We start from the raw sequence: 18,641 nt of genomic DNA, 5'->3' as shown, positions 1-18,641 counted from the left end.
GCGTCAGGTGCGCGACGACCGAAGGCACCGCGACCCCTTGGCCCTATTCAGGGCGCGGTCGGGCGAGCCGCTTCAGGAATTTGCGGATGTCTGGAAGATCCTGCGGATCGGTGTTCCGCCTCGATACGGTAGTATTGCTGCGGCTTGACGAAGGGCTGTTGCCGGCCACCCAAAGCTCCAGCATGCCGACGTCGGGGGACGGAGTATACTGCGTGAAGTCGCGCGCCTCTGCCCCGACCGCCTCGGCGAGGGCCTGCGCCGCTTCGCGATCCTCTTCGTGATAGAAGCGGACCTGCGTGTCCGCGATTGTGAACCGGGTCTGCCGTGGCGCATCGACATGCCAGTCGGCCTGCGACAACGCATCGACGATCTCGCCGCGCTGCTGCTCGGGAACACTTGCCGGGGCATAGACGACAACGTGGTTGGCATCGAACGCGGGGACAGGGGCCGGATCTTCCGGCGCAGGCGGTTCTGCCAGGACCTGCGGCGTCGGTTGCAAGGCCATGTCTGCCAAGGCCATGTCTGCAATCGTGGGCAGCTCTGCCGGTGCGGGCGGGCTGGCGGCGACATCCTCGGCGGGAGCGTCGGTCTGCGGCGCCGGGTCCGTGACCGGCAGCAATGGCGCGGGCTGCGCGTCGCCGGCCTCTACAGGGCCAGCGGCTTCAGCGGAGCCGGCGGCCTCAGCGGAGCCGGCGGATTCCACATAGATGCCGGCTACATCGGTTTCGGCGGGGCTTGTGAGTGACCGCACAGAGGCCCCGATGGCCGCTCCGACCAGAAGCGCCGCGACAATCGCAAGCTGCCACATCCGCCGTTCGCGTCGGGATCCGGGGTCCTTCCCGATGGGCCGGGCCGTGTCCGGTTTGGATCCGCCCTTCTGTGGCGGCGCATTCAGGTGCATGGGAAAGCCGAAACTCGGCTCGTCGAGGGTGAGGCCCTTGCGCTTGAGAACTTCGGCCCTTTGAACGCGCGCCTTCGCCAGTCGCTGCTCCCATTCGACCGGGTCATACGGCAAGGCATCTGCGAATCGCGATGCTGGATCGTGTTGCGTATTGCTCATGACAGGCCTCGGGAAATCTTGGCCAGCCGGAGTGATCGAGTCAATTAATCTTCGTTAACGCCGCCGCAACAGGCGGCATTCCGCGGTCCAAAGGCCGGCCTCGAGGGCCCTCGCCTGGCTCAATCCCTCCCGGGCCTATCGGAGCTTGGCGGCCGCCAGCGCCTCATAGACCGGCATCGCTGCTTTCAGCACCGGCTGCAGATGCTCGGGCACTTCTGGCAGCGGCCCCTCGGGGCCGGCAAAGCCGGTGCTGGCCCAGGCCGCGTTGTACCAGTGCGGTGCCCAGGCGCCGTCTTCGGGTTTCGGACCCTTCGGCCAGGACAGCATGGCGGCATCGAAGGGCAACAGGATGGCGTCACAGAGCCGGCGCAACATCCCCTCGGGGTCCATCCGGATATCGGCGCCGTCGATCACCACCGCCCTGCCGTGACGCGCAATGACCTCGTCGTAAAGCTCGGCCTGCTGGACAAAGCCGATGTCCTGAAGCGTCGGGTTTTCGCGTTTCTCGGCATAGCTTGCGATCACCCGCGCCGGATGGCGCAGAAGGAAGACGTTCACGACCTCGGCCATCCAGTCGCGCGGCACGCCCGGCACCATGTGGTGGGTCATATGCTTTTGATACCAATGCGGCCTGCCGCCCGGGATCGGGCCCATGATCTGCGCGGCAACCTCGGCCGGGTCCTGGGGCTGACTGGCCAGGATCTCGGCCCGCATCGGGTGATCGAGCCCGGTCCTGGCCAGATAGGCAGCATAGAAGGGCTCGTCGGTTGCAGCACAATCGGCGCGGTTGCCGAAGGCATACATCATCGCTGTCGACAGGTTGCGGGGGCCGGACCACATGGCGATACGCATCAGCAGGTCACCGTCGGGGCCTGACTTGCGATCAGCGCCGTGTAAAGGCCGCGGATCCGTTCGGTGACCGGGCCCATCTGGCCGGTGCCGATTACCCGGCCGTCGATCTGCCCGACCGGGGTCTGGGCGCCGAAGGTGCCGGTCAGAAACGCCTCGTCGGCGCCATAGGTATCGACAAGGCTGAAGTTGCGTTCGAAGACCGGAATGCCGTTCGCCCGGCAGAGGTCGATCACCTTCTGGCGGGTGATGCCGTTCATGCAATAGTCCCCGGTACTGGTCCAGACCTGCCCCTTGCGGATGATGAAGAAGTTGCAGGCGTTGGTGGTGTTCACAAAACCATGGATGTCGAGCATCAGCGCCTCGTCGGCACCGGCCTTCTCGGCGGCGATGCAGGCAAGGATACAGTTCAGCTTGGAATGCGAGTTGAGCTTCGGGTCCTGCGTCATCGGCAAGCCGCGGACATGGGGCACGGTGGCAAGCCGCACCGGCCGCGGCAGCGAGGGCACCGAATGTTCCATGATGATCGCGACCGTCGGTCCCTGCAGCGACAGGCCCGGATGCTGGAACGGCCGCGATTTCACCCCGCGGGTCACCATCAGCCGCGCATGGGCGTCGGTCTGCATGGCGTTCGCGGCGCGTGTCTGCTCCAGCGCCGCGGCGATTCCGGCCCGGTTCATGCCGATGTCGAGGTCGATCGCCTTGGCGGCCTCGAACAGCCGGTCGAGGTGATCGTCGAGGAAGGCCCAGCAGCCGTCATAGAGCCGGAGCCCCTCCCACACGCCGTCGCCCAGCATGAAGCCTGCGTCATAGACCGACACCAGCGCCTCGGCCTTTGGCACGACCCGGCCGTTCAGCCAGATCTGCAGATGGTCGTTGCGCGGATCGTCGGCCGCCTGATGGGTGGTGATCTTGTCGGATGTCTCTGTCATGGCGCGGACGATAGGAGCAGTTCGGGGCGGCGGAAAGCGCCTTGGCTGTCGCAGGATACCCTGAAACCTGTGTCACCTGTCCGTGACCTCACGCGCCGGTGACTTGTCGGCCGGGGAGCCGCGACCGCATTCTTGGCCGGAGAGGAGACTTGCCATGCGCATCGCACTGGAGACCCTGAAGCCCGCGATCCTTGTCATCGCCATTGCGCTGGGATTTGTGGTGCATTCCGCGCCGGCCCGCGCGGCGGCATCCGAGACCGCGATCTTTGCCGGCGGCTGTTTCTGGTGCGTCGAGGCGGATTTCGAGAAGGTCAAAGGCGTGACCGGCGCGATCTCGGGCTTTGCCGGCGGCACGGTCGAAAACCCGAGCTACAAGCAGGTCGTGCGCGGCGGCACCGGGCATTACGAGGCGGTCGAGATCACCTATGATCCGGCCGTGGTAAGCTATGACCAGTTGGTGCACCTGTTCTTCCGCTCGGTCGATCCGACGGATGGCGGCGGTCAGTTCTGTGACCGGGGTGCAAGCTACCGCACCGCGATCTTCGCAACAGCGGCGCAGCGGCCGGTGGCCGAGGCCGCGAAAGCCGAGGCCGAGGCGGAACTTGGGCAACCGGTCATCACCGAGATTCAGGCAGCCGTGCCGTTCTATCCGGCCGAGGACTATCATCAGGGCTACTACAAGAGCGGCGATCTGATCCTGACCCGGTTCGGGCCAAAGTCGAAAGCCGATGCCTACAAGCTGTATCGAAATGCCTGCGGCCGCGACCAGCGGGTGAAGGCCCTGTGGGGGGCCGACGCACCCTTTGCCGGCGGCTGACCTGGCAGCTGTCATTTTCCCGCGGAGAGGCCCGGATCGGAGACGGGCGGCCCGCGCCCCGACCGGTGTCAGCCGGCAAGCTCGGCGATGAAAGCGCGGGTCTCGGCCATGGTCGGGATCGCATCGGCGGTGCCCTCGCGGGTAACCTTCAGCGACGCCGCGGCGACAGCAAGTTCAAGGCATTCGGCGACTGGCAGGCCCTGGTCGCGGCTGGCGCAGAAGAACCCCGCGAAGGTGTCACCGGCACCGGTGGTGTCGACCGGCGTGACCTTCGGCGCGGTCACGGTCAGCGTTTCGCCTGTGGCGAGGTCATGCCATGTCGCGCCCTTTGAGCCGCGCGTGATCAGCAATTCCGGCACCGGCAGGTCGGTGATGGCCACACCGAGCGCCTCGGCGACCTGTTCAGCCTCGATCGCGTTGACGGCCAGAAGATCGACGTCTTCGATCACCTCGCGCACCGCCGCGACATCGAAGGGCGCCGCCGAATAGACCACCCTCATGCCGCGAAGACGCGCCAGCCGTGCGGCCGCGACCTGGCAGTTGGTCTCGTTTTGCAGCATCAGCGTGTCGCCCGCCCGGGCAGGGGCCAGCGCCGCCTTGACGTCGCCATCGGCGATCAGCCGGTTGGTGCCGGGATAGATCACGATCCGGTTTTCGCCATCGGGCTCGATGAAGATCAGCGCGTGACCGGTGGGCGCGGCCATCTCGATCGCCACATGTGTCACGTCAACGCCCGCAGCCTTCAGCCGCTCGGTGGTCCAGACGCCTTCGCTGCCGACCGCCCCCAGGTGATGAACGCTGGCGCCGGCGCGCGCCGCCGCCACCGACTGGTTGGCGCCCTTGCCGCCAAGCCCGCTGTCACAGGCGCCGGCGGCCACGGTTTCGCCCGCCACTGGAAAGTGCGGAACCTTGTAGAACCAGTCGATATTGATCGACCCGAGATTGTAGATCGCCATGGTCTTACCCGATCTTGCAGGCTGCAATTGTCGCCATATTGAGGATGTCGTTCACGGTCGCCCCGGTGTGGCAGACCTGGATCGGGCTGCCGACGCCGGCAAGGATCGGGCCGATCACGGTCGCGCCCGCCATCTCCTGGATCAACTTGACCGAGATCGAGGCGGCATGGCGCGCCGGCATCACCAGGATATTGGCGGGTTTGGTCAGGCGGCAGAACGGGTATTCGGCCATCTGGGTCATGTTCAGCGCCACGTCGACCGTCATTTCGCCATCGTATTCGAAATCGACGCCGCGACGGTCCAGAACGCCGGGCGCCTGATGCATCTTGGTGGCGCGCTCCGAGCGCGGATAGCCGAAGGTCGAGAAGCTGCAGAACGCCACCCGCGGTTCGAGCCCCAGGCTGCGGGCGACGCGGGCCGCAGCGACCGCGATATCGGCCAGATCCTCGGCCTCGGGCCATTCATGAACCAGCGTGTCGGCGACCAGAACGACCCGGCCCTTGTGCAGGATCGCCGTGACGCCGACCGCACCATCCTCGGCCGAGGCCGGAAACACGCGGTCGAGCTGGTGCATGACGTGCGAGGATTTCCGGGTAACCCCGGTGACCAGCCCGTCGCCATGGCCATGCGCCAGCATCAGCGCCGAGAACACGTGCCGGTCCCGCGCCGCCATGCGGAAGATGTCGCCGCGGTCAAAGCCCTTGCGCTGCAGCCGCTTGTAGAGAAAGGCGGTGTAGCTTTCGAGATGCCGGCTGTTTGCGGCGTTGACCACGGTCAACTCGCGCACCGCGTCGCCAAGGCCCGCGGCCTCGAGCTTTTCCTTCACGTCGTTCTCGCGGCCCACCACCAGCGCCTTGCCAAAGCCCTGACGCTGATAGGCGACGGCGGCGCGCAGCACCCGCAGGTCGTCGCCTTCGGCAAAGATCATCCGCGCCTGTGCCGCCTTTGCCCGGGCCGAGATCGACGACAGCATCGAGGCCGTGGGATCCATCCGGGTGCGCAGCGATTCCACATAACGCGGCATGTCGACGATGGGGCGGCGCGCGACGCCGGTTTCCATGCCCGCAAGGGCGACCGCGGGCGGGATCCGGTAGATCAGCCGCGGGTCGAAGGGCGTCGGGATGATATAGTCGCGGCTGAAGCTGAGCTTGCGGCCATAGGCGATGGCAACCTCGTCGGGCACATCCTCGCGCGCCAGTTCGGCCAGCGCGCGGGCACAGGCAAGCTTCATCTCGTCATTGATGGCGCGGGCATGGATATCCAGCGCCCCACGAAACAGATACGGGAAGCCAAGGACATTGTTGACCTGGTTGGGATAGTCCGAGCGCCCGGTCGCAACGATGGCATCGGCACGCACCTCGTGCGCCTCTTCCGGCGTGATCTCGGGGTCGGGGTTGGCCATGGCAAAGATCACCGGATCGTCGGCCATCACGGCCAGCATCTCGGCGGTGACGGCGCCCTTTGCCGACACACCCAGAAAGACATCGGCGCCGACCATGGCGTCCTGCAGCGTGCGGGCGTCGGTCGCGACTGCGTGGGCGCTTTTCCACTGGTTCATGCCATCGGTGCGGCCCTGCCAGATCACGCCCTTGGTGTCGCAGACGATGCAGTTGTCGTGCTTCGCACCCATGGTCTTGATCAGCTCGATACAGGCGATCCCGGCAGCCCCGGCACCGTTGAGCACGATCTTGCAATTCTCGATCTTCTTGCCGGTCAGCAGCAGCGCGTTCATCAGGCCCGCCGCGCAGATCACCGCCGTACCGTGCTGATCGTCGTGGAACACCGGGATGTCCATGATCTCCTTCAGCCGCTGTTCGATGATGAAACACTCGGGCGCCTTGATGTCTTCAAGGTTGATGCCGCCAAAGGCCGGGCCCATCAGCTTGACCGCGTTGATGAACTCCTCGGCGTCTTCGGTGTCGAGCTCGATGTCGATCGAGTTCACATCGGCAAAGCGCTTGAACAGTACCGCCTTGCCCTCCATCACCGGCTTCGCCGCCAGCGCCCCCAGGTTGCCAAGCCCCAGGATCGCAGTGCCGTTCGTGATCACCGCCACCATGTTGCCCTTGGTGGTATAGTCATAGGCGCTTTCCGGGTTCTCGGCGATCGCCTCGACGGGGACGGCGACGCCCGGAGAATAGGCAAGGCTCAGGTCCCGCTGGGTGGTCATCGGCTTTGTCGCCACCACCTCGTATTTTCCGGGCTCCGGTTCGGTGTGATACAGCAGTGCCTCGCTTGAGGTGATCTTGTTCTTGGCCATTTGAACGGCGCTCCCCGGGGTAACTTTGCGCCGCCACTATCCCGACTTTCGGGGAAATGCAAAACCGCCGATCGACGCAGATTGGCACGATTTTGGCGCTGCCTGCGCAGTCAGTGATGCTGCATTTGCAGCATTGCCGGTGCAGAGAGAACGCCCGTCTCGGGCCGATGCGGCTTCAAAGCGGCGGGCGGCTCGCCTATGGTCGCCGAAAACCAGGCAGGGGGACAGGCCGTGACCGTCACGCCGATGATGGCGCAATATCTCGAGATCAAGGCCGACCATCCGGGGGCCTTGCTGTTCTATCGGATGGGCGACTTCTACGAGATGTTCTTCGACGACGCGGCGGCGGCGGCCGAGGCGCTGGATATTGCGCTGACCAAGCGCGGCAAGCACGACGGCGATGACATCCCGATGTGCGGCGTGCCGGTCCATGCGGCCGAAGGCTATCTTCTGACGTTGATCCGCAAGGGATTCCGGGTCGCTGTCTGCGAGCAGATGGAGGACCCGGCCGAGGCGAAGAAGCGCGGCGCGAAGTCGGTCGTCCGGCGCGAGGTGGTGCGGCTGGTCACGCCGGGCACGTTGACCGAGGACAGCCTGCTCGACGCGCGGCGCAACAACTATCTTTCGGCCTTTGCCCGTGTCCGCGACGAGGCGGCGCTGGCGAGCGTCGACATCTCGACCGGCGAGCTCTGGGTCGGCCCCTGCCCGGCTGTCCGGCTTGGCCCCGAACTGGCCCGCCTTGCCCCGCGCGAGGTGCTGCTGGCCGAGAACGAGGACCGCGCGCTGGCCGGGATCGTGACGGAAAGCGGCGCGGCGGTGACCGAGGTAGCACAGGGCAGCTTTGACAGCCTGTCGGCCGAACGCCGGTTGACGGCGCTTTATGGCACCGCCTCGCTGGACGCCTTCGGCGCCTTCACCCGCGCCGAGCTGGGCGCCATGGGCGCGCTCGTCGCCTATCTGGAGTTGACCCAGAAGGGGCGGCTGCCGCGGCTGGCCCCGCCGCGGCACGAGACCGGCGGGCAGGCAATGCTGATCGACGCAGCCACCCGCCGCAATCTTGAACTGACCGAGGCGCTGTCGGGGGGGCGTGCCGGGTCGCTGCTGGGCGCCATCGACCGAACCGTGACCGCGGGCGGCGGCCGTCTGCTGGCGCGGCGCATCGCCAGCCCCGCCTGCGATCCGGCCCGCATCGCCGCCCGGCTCGACCGGGTCGCGCTGTTCGTCGAGGATGCTGCCGCCTGCGACCGGCTGCGCGGGCTGCTGCGCAAGGTCCCCGACATCGACCGGGCGCTGTCGCGGCTGTCGCTCGACCGCGGCGGTCCGCGCGATCTGGGTGCCATCCGCGCGGGCCTTACCCAGGCCGCAGCGATTGGCGCCGATCTGGACGATGCCGCCCTGCAGACATCGCTGGAGGGTCTGCTGACACCGCTACGCGGGCATGCGGCGCTGATCGACCGGCTTGACGCCGCGCTCGTTGCCGAACCGCCGCTGCTGACCCGCGACGGCGGCTTCATCGCCGCCGGGTTCGATACCGATCTCGACGAGGCGCGCCAACTGCGCGACGAGGGCCGCAGCGTCGTCGCCTCGCTGCAGGCGCGCTATGCCGAAGTGACCGGGATCGGGTCTTTGAAGGTCAAGCACAACAACGTGCTGGGCTATTTCATCGAAACCACCGCGACCCACGCCCGCACCATGCAGTCCGAGGCGATGGCCGGGACCTTCATCCACCGTCAGACCATCGCAAGCGCGGTGCGTTTCACGACGGTGGAACTGTCCGACCTGCAGTCGCGCATCCAGAACGCCGGCAACGCCGCGCTGGAGATCGAACGCCGCCTGTTCGCCGAGCTGCGCGCCGAGGTGCTGGAAAGGGCCGGTGCCATCGCCGAGGCGGCCGCGGCGCTTGCCGGGCTCGATGTCGCAAGCGCGCTGGCCGATCTTGCCCGGGCCGAGGACTGGTGCCGCCCGGTTGTCGACGACAGCCGCGATTTCGAGATCCTCGAGGGCCGCCATCCGGTGGTCGAACGGGCGCTGAAGCGCGACGGCAAGACCTTTGTCGCCAACGACTGCCAACTGACGGCCGAAGGCGAGGCGGCGCATGTCCGGCTGCTGACAGGCCCCAACATGGCCGGCAAGTCGACCTATCTGCGCCAGAACGCGCTGATCGCGCTGCTGGCGCAATCGGGCAGCTTCGTGCCTGCCCGGTCGGCCCGGATCGGCCGGGTCACCAGCCTGTTTTCCCGCGTCGGCGCCTCGGACGATCTGGCGCGGGGGCGGTCGACCTTCATGGTCGAGATGGTCGAGACCGCGACCATCCTCAATCTGGCCGAGCCGCGCAGCCTTGTCATCCTGGACGAGATCGGGCGCGGCACCGCGACGTATGACGGGCTGTCGATTGCCTGGGCGACGCTTGAATACCTGCACGAAACCAACCGCTGCCGGGCGCTGTTTGCCACCCACTACCACGAGCTGACGGCGCTTGCCGCCCGCCTGCCCGGGGTTCGGAACGCGACGGTCACGGTCAAGGAATGGCAGGGCGATGTGGTGTTCCTGCATGAGGTGCGCGACGGCGCCGCCGACAGGTCCTATGGCGTTCAGGTCGCCCGGCTTGCCGGTCTGCCCGCCTCGGTGGTCGAACGGGCCCGCATGGTGCTGGACGAACTGGAACGCGGCGATCGGGAATCGGGGCGCAGTCGTCAGGCGCGGATCGACGATCTGCCGCTGTTTCTGGCCGCAAACAATCAGCCTGCGCCAGCCGCGAAAGCCGCCTCGCCCGTGCTCGACCGGCTCGAGGCCGTCGAACCCGATGCGCTTTCACCCCGCGAGGCGCTTGCCGTACTCTATGAACTCAAGGCCATGACAGGAAAATGACCCGGCAGGTGTGCCGGGTCACGACTGGATCCTGTCTGGCAAAGAAAAGGCCCGCGCGGCGCGCGGCTCAGGACGCCGGCATCGACGACACGCCGACCTGCGCGGGGCGCAGCAGACGGTCGTGAAGCAGGAATCCCATGGTCATCACTTCGATGATCTGACCCGCCTTGGTCCCCGGCACCGGTGCCTCGAACATCGCCTGATGCAGCTGCGGGTCGAACTTGTCGCCTGCCTTGGGCTCGATCAGCGTGATGTCGTGCTTGCCAAAGACGCTCTGCAATTCGCGCAGGGTCAGCTCGACACCTTCGATCACCGCACCGGCCTGCTCGCGCTGGCTGTCGGTCACGGCGCCGAGCGCCCGGCTGAGGTTGTCGAACACCGGCAGCAGATCGCGGGCAAGCCTGGCACCGCCATAGCGTTCGGCCTCGCGACGATCACGTTCGCCGCGTTTGCGCGAATTCTCCGCCTCGGCGAGCGCGCGCATGAAACGGTCGCGAAATTCGTCTCGCTCCGCCTTCAGCGCCTCGATCTCTTCGGTCGGGTCGAAACCGGCAAGGGGATCGGACAGGAATTCGTCGGCGTCCTCGGCCATTCCGGGGGCGGCAAGGTCCTCACCCTGAAGGGTTTCAAATTCGTCTTTCTTCGCGTCTGCCATCGTCTATCCTAGCTCCGGTCCGAGATCATCCGGCCCACCAGCTGCGCGGTGTAATCCACGATGGGCACGATGCGGCCATAGTTCAGCCGCGTAGGTCCAATCACACCGACCGCACCCACGATCCTTCGATCCGCGTTCATATAGGGAGAGATCACCAAAGAGGAACCCGAAAGTGAGAAAAGCTTGTTCTCGGAGCCGATAAAAATGCGCACACCCGCGCCCTCGTCGGTCAGTTCGAGAAACTCGGCGATGTCGCGTTTGCGTTCGAGGTCGTCAAACAGCGACCGGACCCGCTCCAGATCCTCGGGTGCCGTGCCTTCCTCGAGCAGGTGCGAGCGGCCGCGCACGATCAGCCGCTCGGTCGGCTCGCCCCTGTCCTCCCAGATCGCCATGCCGCTTTCCACCAGATCGCGGGCCGCAATGTCGATTTCCTGCCGGCGCGCGGCGATTTCGCGGGCCATGATCCCGCGCAGATCCGAAACGGTCCGGCCCTCGGCAAGCGAATTGACGAAATTCGCGGCCTCGCGCATCGACGATGGCGTCTGGCCCGGCGGTGGCGTGAAAACCCGATTCTCGACCTGCCCGTCGGCAAAGACCAGCACCACCAGCGCCCGGTCCGGGCCGAGCTGCACGAATTCGATGTGCCGGATCGGCGCCTCGTGTTTGGGTGCCAGCACCAGGCTTGCCACCTGCGTCGCCCCCGACAGCGCAGAGCCGACCCGGGCCAGCATGTCGCCGATATCCGAATCACTCCGCCCCAGCGTCGCTTCGAGCTGCGCGCGGTCGCTCTGATCCAGATCGCGCACTTCGAGCAGGCTGTCGACGAACATCCGCAACCCCAACTGCGTCGGAACCCGGCCGGCCGAGACATGGGGGCTATTCAGAAGCCCGAGATATTCGAGATCCTGCATCACGTTGCGGATCGTCGCCGCCGAGACCTTTTCCGGCAGCGTGCGGCTGAGCGTGCGCGACCCCACCGGATCGCCGGTCAAAAGATAGCCCTCGACGACACGGCGAAACACTTCGCGCGACCGCTCGTTCATCTGTTCCAGGATCCTGGCGCCGTCGCTCATGGTCATGGCTCTGTCGCTCTCGCCTCGGGTCGGCCTCGGAGTTAAAGCGCTATTGCGGTGACCGTCAATCGGGGTTGCATCAACTCTGCATCAACGCCTAGAGGAAAGCGACCCAGAAGGAGAGCCCCATGCGTCCGTCCGGCCGAAAGGTCACAGAAATGCGCCCGATCTCTATCGAGACCGGTGTGAACCGATATGCCGAAGGGTCCTGCCTGATCCGCTGTGGCAATACCCATGTGCTCTGCACGGCCACCCTCGAAGAGCGGGTGCCGCCGTTTATGAAGAACACCGGCCTCGGCTGGGTGACGGCCGAATACGGAATGCTGCCGCGGGCGACCCATTCCCGCATGCAGCGCGAGGCCAAGAAGGGCCAGTCCGGGCGCACCCAGGAGATTCAGCGCTTGATCGGCCGCGCGCTGCGCGCCGGTGTCGACCGCGTTGCCATGGGCGAGCGCCAGATCTCGATCGACTGCGACGTGATCCAGGCCGATGGCGGCACGCGCTGTGCCTCGATCACCGGTGGCTGGGTGGCCCTGCGGCTGGCCGTCAACAAGCTGATGAAGGCCGGCGACATCCGCACCGACCCGATCATCGATCATGTGGCGGCGGTCAGCTGCGGGATCTATGGCGGTCAGCCCGTGGTCGATCTGGACTATGCCGAGGACAGCGAGGCCGGGACCGACAGCAATTTCGTGATGACGGGCGGCGGGCGGCTGATCGAGGTTCAGGCCTCGGCCGAGGGCGCGACCTTCTCGCGCACCGAACTCGACCAGTTGATGGCGCTGGCCGACGCTGGCGTGGCCGAGCTGGTGGCGGCCCAGAAAGCCGCAGTCGGAGCCTGAGATGCGCCAGTTCGACAGCGACGAGTTGATCATTGCGACCCACAACGCCGGCAAGCTGCGCGAAATCGCGGCCTTGCTGGCGCCTTTCGGGGTCACCGTACGCTCGGCCGGCGAGCTTGGCCTGCCCGAGCCCGACGAAACCGAGGACAGCTTTGCCGGCAACGCCCGGATCAAGGCCCACGCCGCAGCAAAGGCCAGCGGCCTGCCGGCACTGTCCGATGACAGCGGGTTGACGGTCGATGCGCTTGGCGGCGCGCCGGGCGTCTATACCGCGAACTGGGCCGAGACGCCCGAGGGCCGCGATTTCCACATGGCCATGGCGAAGGTCTGGGAGGAATGCGAGAAGATCGCCGCCCCCGAACCGCGCAACGCCCAGTTCCACGCGGTTCTGTGCCTGGCCTGGCCCGATGGCCACGACGAGGTCTTCGACGGGCAGGTTTCGGGGCGGCTGGTCTGGCCGATCCGCGGCGTTGAAGGCTTCGGCTTTGACCCCATGTTCCTGCCCGATGGCGAGGCCGAGACCTTTGGCGAGATGGACCCGGCGCGGAAACATGCGATGAGCCACCGGGCCGATGCTTTCGCCAAGCTGGTTGCTGGCTGCTTTGCCCGCGGCTGACCCGCCCCGCGCCGACTGGGTAGAGGCCGGGTTCGGCCTCTACCTGCACTGGCCGTTCTGCCAGTCGAAATGCCCCTATTGCGACTTCAATTCGCACGTCGCCGCATCGATCGACCAGCCGCGTTGGGCGGCGGCCTTTGCCGCGGGCATCGCCCGCGTCGCCGCACGGACCGAAGGCCGCGTGCTGCGGTCGGTCTATTTCGGTGGCGGCACGCCCAGCCTGATGGCACCCGAGACGGTCGCCGCGGTGCTCGACACCGTGCGCGCGATGTGGCCCGTTGCCAACGACTGGGAAGTGACGCTCGAGGCCAATCCGACCTCGGTCGAGGCGGGGCGCTTTGCCGGCTATCGCGAGGCCGGCGTGAACCGTCTGTCGCTGGGGGTGCAGGCGCTCAACGACGACGACTTGCGCCAGCTCGGGCGGCGGCACACGGCGGCCGAGGCGGTCCACGCCTTTGAGATCGCCAGGGCGACGTTCGAACGGGTGTCGTTCGATCTGATCTATGCCCGTCAGGACCAGTCGCTGGTCCGCTGGCAGGCCGAGCTCGACCGGGCACTTGCGCTCGCCATCGACCATCTGTCGCTGTATCAACTGACGATCGAGCCCGGCACTGCCTTTGGCGCGCGCTTTGCCGCCGGCGGGCTGCGCGGGCTGCCCGACGAGGATCTGGCCGCCGACATGTACGACGCGACGCTGGAGCGCTGCGCGACGGCCGGCCTCGACGCCTATGAGGTGTCGAACTTCGCACGGTCGGGCGCCGAGAGCCAGCACAACATGTTGTATTGGAATGGCGGAGATTACGCAGGTATAGGGCCTGGCGCCCATGGCCGCCTGACACTGGCAGGCACCCGCCACGCGACTGTTTCACCAAGCGCACCGGAGATCTGGCTGCAGGCGACCGAGGCCGACGCCCCCGCAGCGATGGTCTGGGAGCCGCTTTCGGGTCAGGAACGCGCCGAGGAATATTTGATGATGGGGCTGCGTGTCCGGCAAGGGATTTCGCTTGCGCGAGCCCAGGCGATGGGCGTCGATCCGGGGCTGTCGCAGCGCATTTTCGATGCCTCGCAAGACGGGCTGCTGGAGATCGACGGCGACCGGGTGCGGGCGACAGCGCGCGGCCGTCTGCTGCTCAACGCGCTTCTGCGCAATTTGCTGGTGGGAGAGTCGTGCGGCTGATCTGGGGTGTGGCCGGGTGCCTCGCCTTCGGGCTGGGCATGCTCGGCGTGGTCTTGCCGTTGCTTCCGACGGTGCCTTTCATCCTGCTCGCAGCATTCTGCTTTGCCCGGTCGTCCGAGCGGCTGCACGACTGGATCGTCAGCCACCCGCTGTTCGGACCAACGATCCTGAACTGGCGCGAGCGCGGCGCGATCAGCCGCCGCGGCAAGCGGATGGCGACGCTTTCGGCCGCGGTGGTGTTCGGGATATCGCTGGCAATCGGCCTGCGGCTATCGCTGCTGGCGGTTCAGGCCGTCGCACTCGGGCTGATGCTGGCCTTTATATGGACTCGTCCAACGGCGTAGCCGACAGCACTCGGCACAGCGCGTCAAGCTGGTCGAGCGAACGATAGCGCAGGATAATCCGGCCCGAGCCGTCGATATCCAGATGCTCGATCGTCACTTTCATCCGCAGGTTCGCCGACAGATCCTGTTCGAGCGCGCGGGTGTCGGCATCCTTTTCAGGCTTCGCCCGGGCAACAGGCGTCACAGCGCCGGTGGCGGCGCGCTTCGCCATAGCCTCGGTCTCGCGCACCGACAGGTTGCCGGCAACGACCTGGCGGGCGAGTGCTGCCGGATCGGTCGCGGTGATCAGCGCGCGGGCATGACCGGCCGACAACTGGCCGCCGCGCAGCATCTCCTGCACCTGGTCGGGCAGTTGCAGCAGGCGCATCGAGTTGGCGATGTGACTGCGGCTTTTCCCCAACGCCTGGGCGAGCTGTTCCTGCGTGTGACCGAAGCGTTCGATCAACTGACGAAACCCCAGCGCCTCTTCGACCGAGTTCAGATCCGCACGCTGGATATTCTCGATGATCGCAATCTCGAGCACTTCGGTGTCGTCGAGATCGCGCAGGATCACCGGCACTTCGTGCAACTGCGCCATCTGCGCCGCCCGCCACCGGCGTTCGCCGGCCACGATCTCGTAACTACCTGGAGTCCTTGGGCTTTTCCGCACGATCAACGGCTGAAGGATGCCCTTTGTGCGGATCGACTCCGACAGTTCCTGCAATGCTTCGGGCAGGAAAGTCTTGCGCGGCTGATCCGGGTTCGGCTCCAGCACCTCGATCGGCAGATGGCGCTCGGCTGTCACGGGCGCCTCCGGCGCCGCGCCGTGGCCGTCAATCGACACATCCGCCATCAGCGCGGACAAGCCGCGGCCCAGTCCGCGGGTCTTCCTCGGAATGTTGTCCATTCTGCCCTCCTCACACCGCCGGGGTCGCTGCAATGCCCCGTTCGATCATTTCATGGGCCAAGGCCCGATAGGCGACGCTACCCTTCGACATGGTATCATATTCCAGCACCGATTTGGCGAAACTTGGCGCCTCGCTGAGCCGGACATTGCGCGGAACACGGGTGCGGAACACCAGATTGCCGAGTGCGGCGCGCGCATCCTCCTCGACCTGCTGGGACAGATTGTTGCGACTGTCATACATGGTCAGCAGCACGCCTTCGATCCGTAGCTCGGGATTGGCACTGGCCCGAACCTCGCGCAGGGTCAGCATCAGTTGCGACAGGCCTTCGAGGGCAAAGAACTCGCTTTGCAGCGGCACCAGAACGGAATGCGCCGCGACCATGGCATTGACGGTCAGCAGGTTCAGCGACGGCGGGCAGTCGATCAGGATATGATCGAGGCCGAATCCCGCCACCTCGGCCGCACGAAGCGCGTCATGCAAAAGGAAACTGCGGCGCTCGTTCGAAACCAGTTCGATGTCGGCAGAGCTGAGATCGGTGGTTGAAGGCGCAATATATAGGCCTTCGACGTCGGTTGGCCGCAAGACCTCGCCCAAAGGGACATTGTCGAGCAAAAGATCGTACGTTGTCTTCTCGCGTTCGGACCGCTCGATCCCGAGCCCGGTCGACGCGTTCCCTTGCGGGTCCAGATCGACGATCAGCACCCTTTGACCGCGTTCGACAAACGCCGCACCAAGATTGATCGCGGTCGTCGTCTTGCCGACGCCACCCTTCTGGTTCACGACGGCAATGATCTTTGGTCCCTTGGACCGGGAGGTCTCAGACACGCTCGATATCTCCAAGTACAAGGATGACCGCCTTGTCTTCCGTTATACTCGGCTTCTTGCTGAGCTTGAAGCGCCAGTGTTGCCGCGCCAGTGCTATTTCTTCGTCATGATTGGCGCCCTTGGGGAACAGGCATGTCCCTCCCGGCGCCAGATGCGGCTGCGCATAGGCCAAAAGGCTCGGCAAGGCTGCAACAGCACGGGCCGAAACGATCCGGGCTGCCTGCGGCGGCACCGCCTCAATACGGTCTGCGCGAATCTCTGCCCGAAGTCCCGTTGCGGCAAGCACCTGATGCAGGAATGCCGCCTTGCGCCCGTCGCTTTCGACGAAGGTATAGGCGAGATCGGGGTGCAGTTCGGCCGCAAGGATGGCGCAAACGAGCCCGGGGAAACCGCCGCCCGTGCCAAAATCCAGCCAAAGCCCCCCGGAGGCCGGAGAGAACTGAAATACTTGCGCAGAATCGAGGACATGGCGTTGCCAAGCCTCGGGCAAGGTCGCGCGGGAAACAAGGTTGATCCTTGGATTCCACTTCTCCAGCAATTCCAGATGGATGGTCAGCCGTTCGAGTGTTTCACGTGAAACAGACAGACCGAGGTGCCTTTCGAGGCTCAAAGCCAGATCAGGCACGTTTTCGCTCCCCACGTCGCAGATGGGCAAGGATCAGGGTCAGGGCGGCCGGCGTCATCCCTTCGATCCGACCCGCGTGCGCCAATGTGCGCGGCTTGACCCGTTTCAACTTGCCCTGCAACTCGGCAGACAACCCCTGGAGGTCCTCGTAGCGAAAATCGCCCGGAATCTCCCAGGATTCGTCGCGCTGCAGCGCTTCGACGTCCTTGCGCTGCCGCTGAAGGTAGGATTCGTACATCGCATCGCGGCCGATCTGCTCCAGAGTGACAGGATCGAAACCCGCAAGTTCCGGAACCAGCTGCGTCAGCGCCCCAATCCCCGCGCCGGGAAGCGCCAGGGATTCCAACGCATTGCGGCGCGGACCATCGGGATTGACCCGGATCCCGGCGCCGTTCAACGCCCGAGACGATACCGAAATCTCTCCCAGTATCTCACGGGCCGCATCTATCCGCTCCAATTTGGCGTCGAACGCCCGCTTCCGTGCGTCCGAGACCAGATCCCATGCGATTCCGAGCGGTGTCAGACGCTGATCTGCATTGTCCGCACGCAAGGACAGCCGGTATTCGGCCCGCGAGGTGAACATTCGATAGGGTTCGGAGACGCCCTGAGTGACGAGATCGTCGATCATCACGCCGATATAGCTGTCGGATCGCTGCAGCTGCGCCGGATCCTGACCCAAGGCAAAGCGTGCTGCGTTGAGTCCCGCCACAAGACCTTGTGCTGCGGCTTCCTCATAGCCCGTCGTGCCATTGATCTGCCCGGCGAGAAAAATGCCCTCGTGGTCTTTCAGTGCGAGCGTCAGATCGAGGCCCCTGGGATCGAGATAGTCGTACTCGATGGCGTAGCCCGGCTGCAGGATCGCTACATTTTCGAGCCCGCGGATCGAGCGCACATAGGCTTCCTGCACATCCTGCGGCAGTGAGGTCGAGATACCGTTCGGATAGATCGTCGGATCATCCAGCCCTTCGGGCTCCAGAAAGATCTGGTGCGAGGCCTTTTCAGAGAATCGGACGACCTTGTCCTCGATCGAGGGACAATAGCGCGGACCCACCCCTTCGATATGCCCGCCATACATCGCTGATCGCGACAGATTCTGCCGGATGATGTCGTGGGTGCGTTCATTCGTGTGGGTAATGCGGCAGGAAATCTGTCGGGCGACCGGCCCCGAGGACAGAAACGAGAACATCGCCGGATCGTCGTCGCCAGACTGTTCTTCCAGCCCGTCCCAGTCGATGGTCCGCCCGTCAAGGCGTGGGGGAGTCCCGGTCTTCAATCGGCCCGTGGCAAGGCCCATGGACTTGATCTGTTCAGCCAATCCGATCGACGGACGGCCGCCCATGCGCCCGCCGGGCGATTTCTCGTCGCCAATATGGATGAGGCCATTCAGAAATGTCCCCGTCGTCAGAACCACTGCCCTTGCCGTAACCTCGGCATCGTCTCCGAATCTGACGCCACGCAGGGTCCGACCATCCAGGACCAGGCTTGCAACCTCGCCCTCTATCACAGTAAGCCTTTGATATTCTGTAATTTCCTGCGTCATCGCAGCGCGATAGAGCTTGCGGTCCGCCTGGGAACGTGGCCCTTGGACAGCCGGGCCCTTCTTGCGATTCAACAGCCGGAACTGGATTCCGGCGCGGTCGGCGACCCGCCCCATAAGGCCGTCGAGCGCGTCGATTTCCCGTACCAGGTGGCCTTTTCCCAGGCCCCCGATCGCCGGGTTACACGACATTGTGCCCAGGTCCTGCAGCTTCAAGGTCACAAGCGCAACGCTTGCCCCCGCCCGCGCTGCCGCGGCCGCCGCATCGCATCCCGCATGGCCGCCGCCGACCACGATGACGTCAAAATCGTGTTTCAC

General features: G+C 65.6%; 17 protein-coding genes. 6 read left to right on the top strand and 11 right to left on the bottom strand.

What is annotated here, in order from left to right:
• Positions 1–43 precede the first annotated feature (43 nt).
• The 3 genes from DQG17_RS10965 to DQG17_RS10955 all read right to left on the bottom strand — a co-directional run bounded on the left by DQG17_RS10965 (position 44) and on the right by DQG17_RS10955 (position 2,841).
• Positions 44–808, bottom strand: coding sequence for a hypothetical protein (locus tag DQG17_RS10965; RefSeq protein ID WP_198666091.1), 765 nt, complete (start codon positions 806–808; stop codon positions 44–46).
• Positions 809–1,195: 387 nt separating this feature from the next.
• Positions 1,196–1,912 (bottom strand): HAD family hydrolase, encoded by a 717-nt coding sequence (locus DQG17_RS10960; protein WP_116132878.1) that lies wholly within the window; start codon positions 1,910–1,912, stop codon positions 1,196–1,198.
• Positions 1,912–2,841 carry a D-amino acid aminotransferase gene (locus DQG17_RS10955; protein WP_116132877.1) on the bottom strand — a complete coding sequence of 310 codons (930 nt, stop codon included), beginning with the start codon at positions 2,839–2,841 and terminating at the stop codon, positions 1,912–1,914. The genes DQG17_RS10960 and DQG17_RS10955 overlap by 1 nt, the downstream gene beginning before the upstream one ends.
• 154 nt (positions 2,842–2,995) lie before the next feature.
• Here DQG17_RS10955 and msrA point away from each other — a divergent pair, with 154 nt between their 5' ends.
• Positions 2,996–3,658, top strand: coding sequence for a peptide-methionine (S)-S-oxide reductase MsrA (gene msrA / locus DQG17_RS10950; protein ID WP_116132876.1), 663 nt, complete (start codon positions 2,996–2,998; stop codon positions 3,656–3,658).
• A 68-nt stretch (positions 3,659–3,726) separates the two neighbouring features.
• Here msrA and DQG17_RS10945 read toward each other — a convergent pair whose 3' ends face one another.
• Positions 3,727–4,614: a ribokinase gene (locus tag DQG17_RS10945; RefSeq protein WP_116132875.1), complete on the bottom strand. Its 888-nt coding sequence runs from the start codon at positions 4,612–4,614 to the stop codon at positions 3,727–3,729.
• A 4-nt stretch (positions 4,615–4,618) separates the two neighbouring features.
• A complete protein-coding gene (locus DQG17_RS10940) occupies positions 4,619–6,874 on the bottom strand; it encodes an NADP-dependent malic enzyme (protein WP_116132874.1) in 2,256 nt (751 codons plus the stop codon).
• 198 nt (positions 6,875–7,072) lie between these two features.
• Between DQG17_RS10940 and mutS the strand changes: the two genes are divergently transcribed.
• Entirely contained in the window at positions 7,073–9,742 is a 2,670-nt protein-coding gene (gene mutS / locus DQG17_RS10935; protein WP_369908016.1) for a DNA mismatch repair protein MutS, read from the top strand.
• A gap of 67 nt (positions 9,743–9,809) precedes the next feature.
• Here the strand turns inward: mutS and DQG17_RS10930 are convergent, their stop codons facing one another.
• Together DQG17_RS10930 and hrcA are read right to left on the bottom strand one after the other, a co-directional pair.
• Positions 9,810–10,334 carry a nucleotide exchange factor GrpE gene (locus DQG17_RS10930; RefSeq protein ID WP_232829423.1) on the bottom strand — a complete coding sequence of 175 codons (525 nt, stop codon included), beginning with the start codon at positions 10,332–10,334 and terminating at the stop codon, positions 9,810–9,812.
• Between the two features lie 71 nt (positions 10,335–10,405).
• Positions 10,406–11,470 (bottom strand): heat-inducible transcriptional repressor HrcA, encoded by a 1,065-nt coding sequence (hrcA, locus tag DQG17_RS10925; protein ID WP_116133165.1) that lies wholly within the window; start codon positions 11,468–11,470, stop codon positions 10,406–10,408.
• Between the two features lie 128 nt (positions 11,471–11,598).
• On the opposite strand from hrcA, the gene rph reads away from it, so the two are divergent.
• The 4 genes from rph to DQG17_RS10905 are packed head-to-tail and all read left to right on the top strand — an operon-like array spanning position 11,599 to position 14,449.
• The gene (gene rph / locus DQG17_RS10920) at positions 11,599–12,312 is read left to right on the top strand and encodes a ribonuclease PH (RefSeq protein ID WP_116132872.1); all 714 of its coding nucleotides are present in this window, start codon (positions 11,599–11,601) and stop codon (positions 12,310–12,312) included.
• A 1-nt stretch (position 12,313) separates the two neighbouring features.
• Positions 12,314–12,928 carry an RdgB/HAM1 family non-canonical purine NTP pyrophosphatase gene (rdgB, locus tag DQG17_RS10915; protein WP_116132871.1) on the top strand — a complete coding sequence of 205 codons (615 nt, stop codon included), beginning with the start codon at positions 12,314–12,316 and terminating at the stop codon, positions 12,926–12,928.
• The gene (hemW, locus tag DQG17_RS10910; RefSeq protein WP_116132870.1) at positions 12,885–14,105 is read left to right on the top strand and encodes a radical SAM family heme chaperone HemW; all 1,221 of its coding nucleotides are present in this window, start codon (positions 12,885–12,887) and stop codon (positions 14,103–14,105) included. Before rdgB ends, hemW begins: the two co-directional genes overlap by 44 nt.
• The gene (locus tag DQG17_RS10905; protein ID WP_116132869.1) at positions 14,096–14,449 is read left to right on the top strand and encodes a YbaN family protein; all 354 of its coding nucleotides are present in this window, start codon (positions 14,096–14,098) and stop codon (positions 14,447–14,449) included. The genes hemW and DQG17_RS10905 overlap by 10 nt, the downstream gene beginning before the upstream one ends.
• Here DQG17_RS10905 and DQG17_RS10900 read toward each other — a convergent pair.
• The 4 genes from DQG17_RS10900 to mnmG are packed head-to-tail and all read right to left on the bottom strand — an operon-like array spanning position 14,424 to position 18,641.
• The gene (locus DQG17_RS10900; RefSeq protein ID WP_116132868.1) at positions 14,424–15,335 is read right to left on the bottom strand and encodes a ParB/RepB/Spo0J family partition protein; all 912 of its coding nucleotides are present in this window, start codon (positions 15,333–15,335) and stop codon (positions 14,424–14,426) included. The two genes, DQG17_RS10905 and DQG17_RS10900, sit on opposite strands and share 26 nt — an antisense overlap.
• Before the next feature lie 10 nt (positions 15,336–15,345).
• Complete coding sequence (locus tag DQG17_RS10895; protein WP_116132867.1) at positions 15,346–16,161, bottom strand: ParA family protein; 816 nt, start codon at positions 16,159–16,161, stop codon at positions 15,346–15,348.
• Positions 16,154–16,786: a 16S rRNA (guanine(527)-N(7))-methyltransferase RsmG gene (gene rsmG, locus DQG17_RS10890; protein ID WP_232829405.1), complete on the bottom strand. Its 633-nt coding sequence runs from the start codon at positions 16,784–16,786 to the stop codon at positions 16,154–16,156. Before rsmG ends, DQG17_RS10895 begins: the two co-directional genes overlap by 8 nt.
• Positions 16,779–18,641 carry a tRNA uridine-5-carboxymethylaminomethyl(34) synthesis enzyme MnmG gene (mnmG, locus tag DQG17_RS10885; protein ID WP_116133164.1) on the bottom strand — a complete coding sequence of 621 codons (1,863 nt, stop codon included), beginning with the start codon at positions 18,639–18,641 and terminating at the stop codon, positions 16,779–16,781. Before mnmG ends, rsmG begins: the two co-directional genes overlap by 8 nt.

Source organism: Tropicimonas sp. IMCC34043 (genome assembly GCF_003390845.1).
Taxonomy (GTDB): Bacteria; Pseudomonadota; Alphaproteobacteria; order Rhodobacterales; family Rhodobacteraceae; genus Tropicimonas.
Note: the sequence above shows the minus strand (reverse complement) of the source record. Positions and strands in the feature narration are given on the sequence as shown.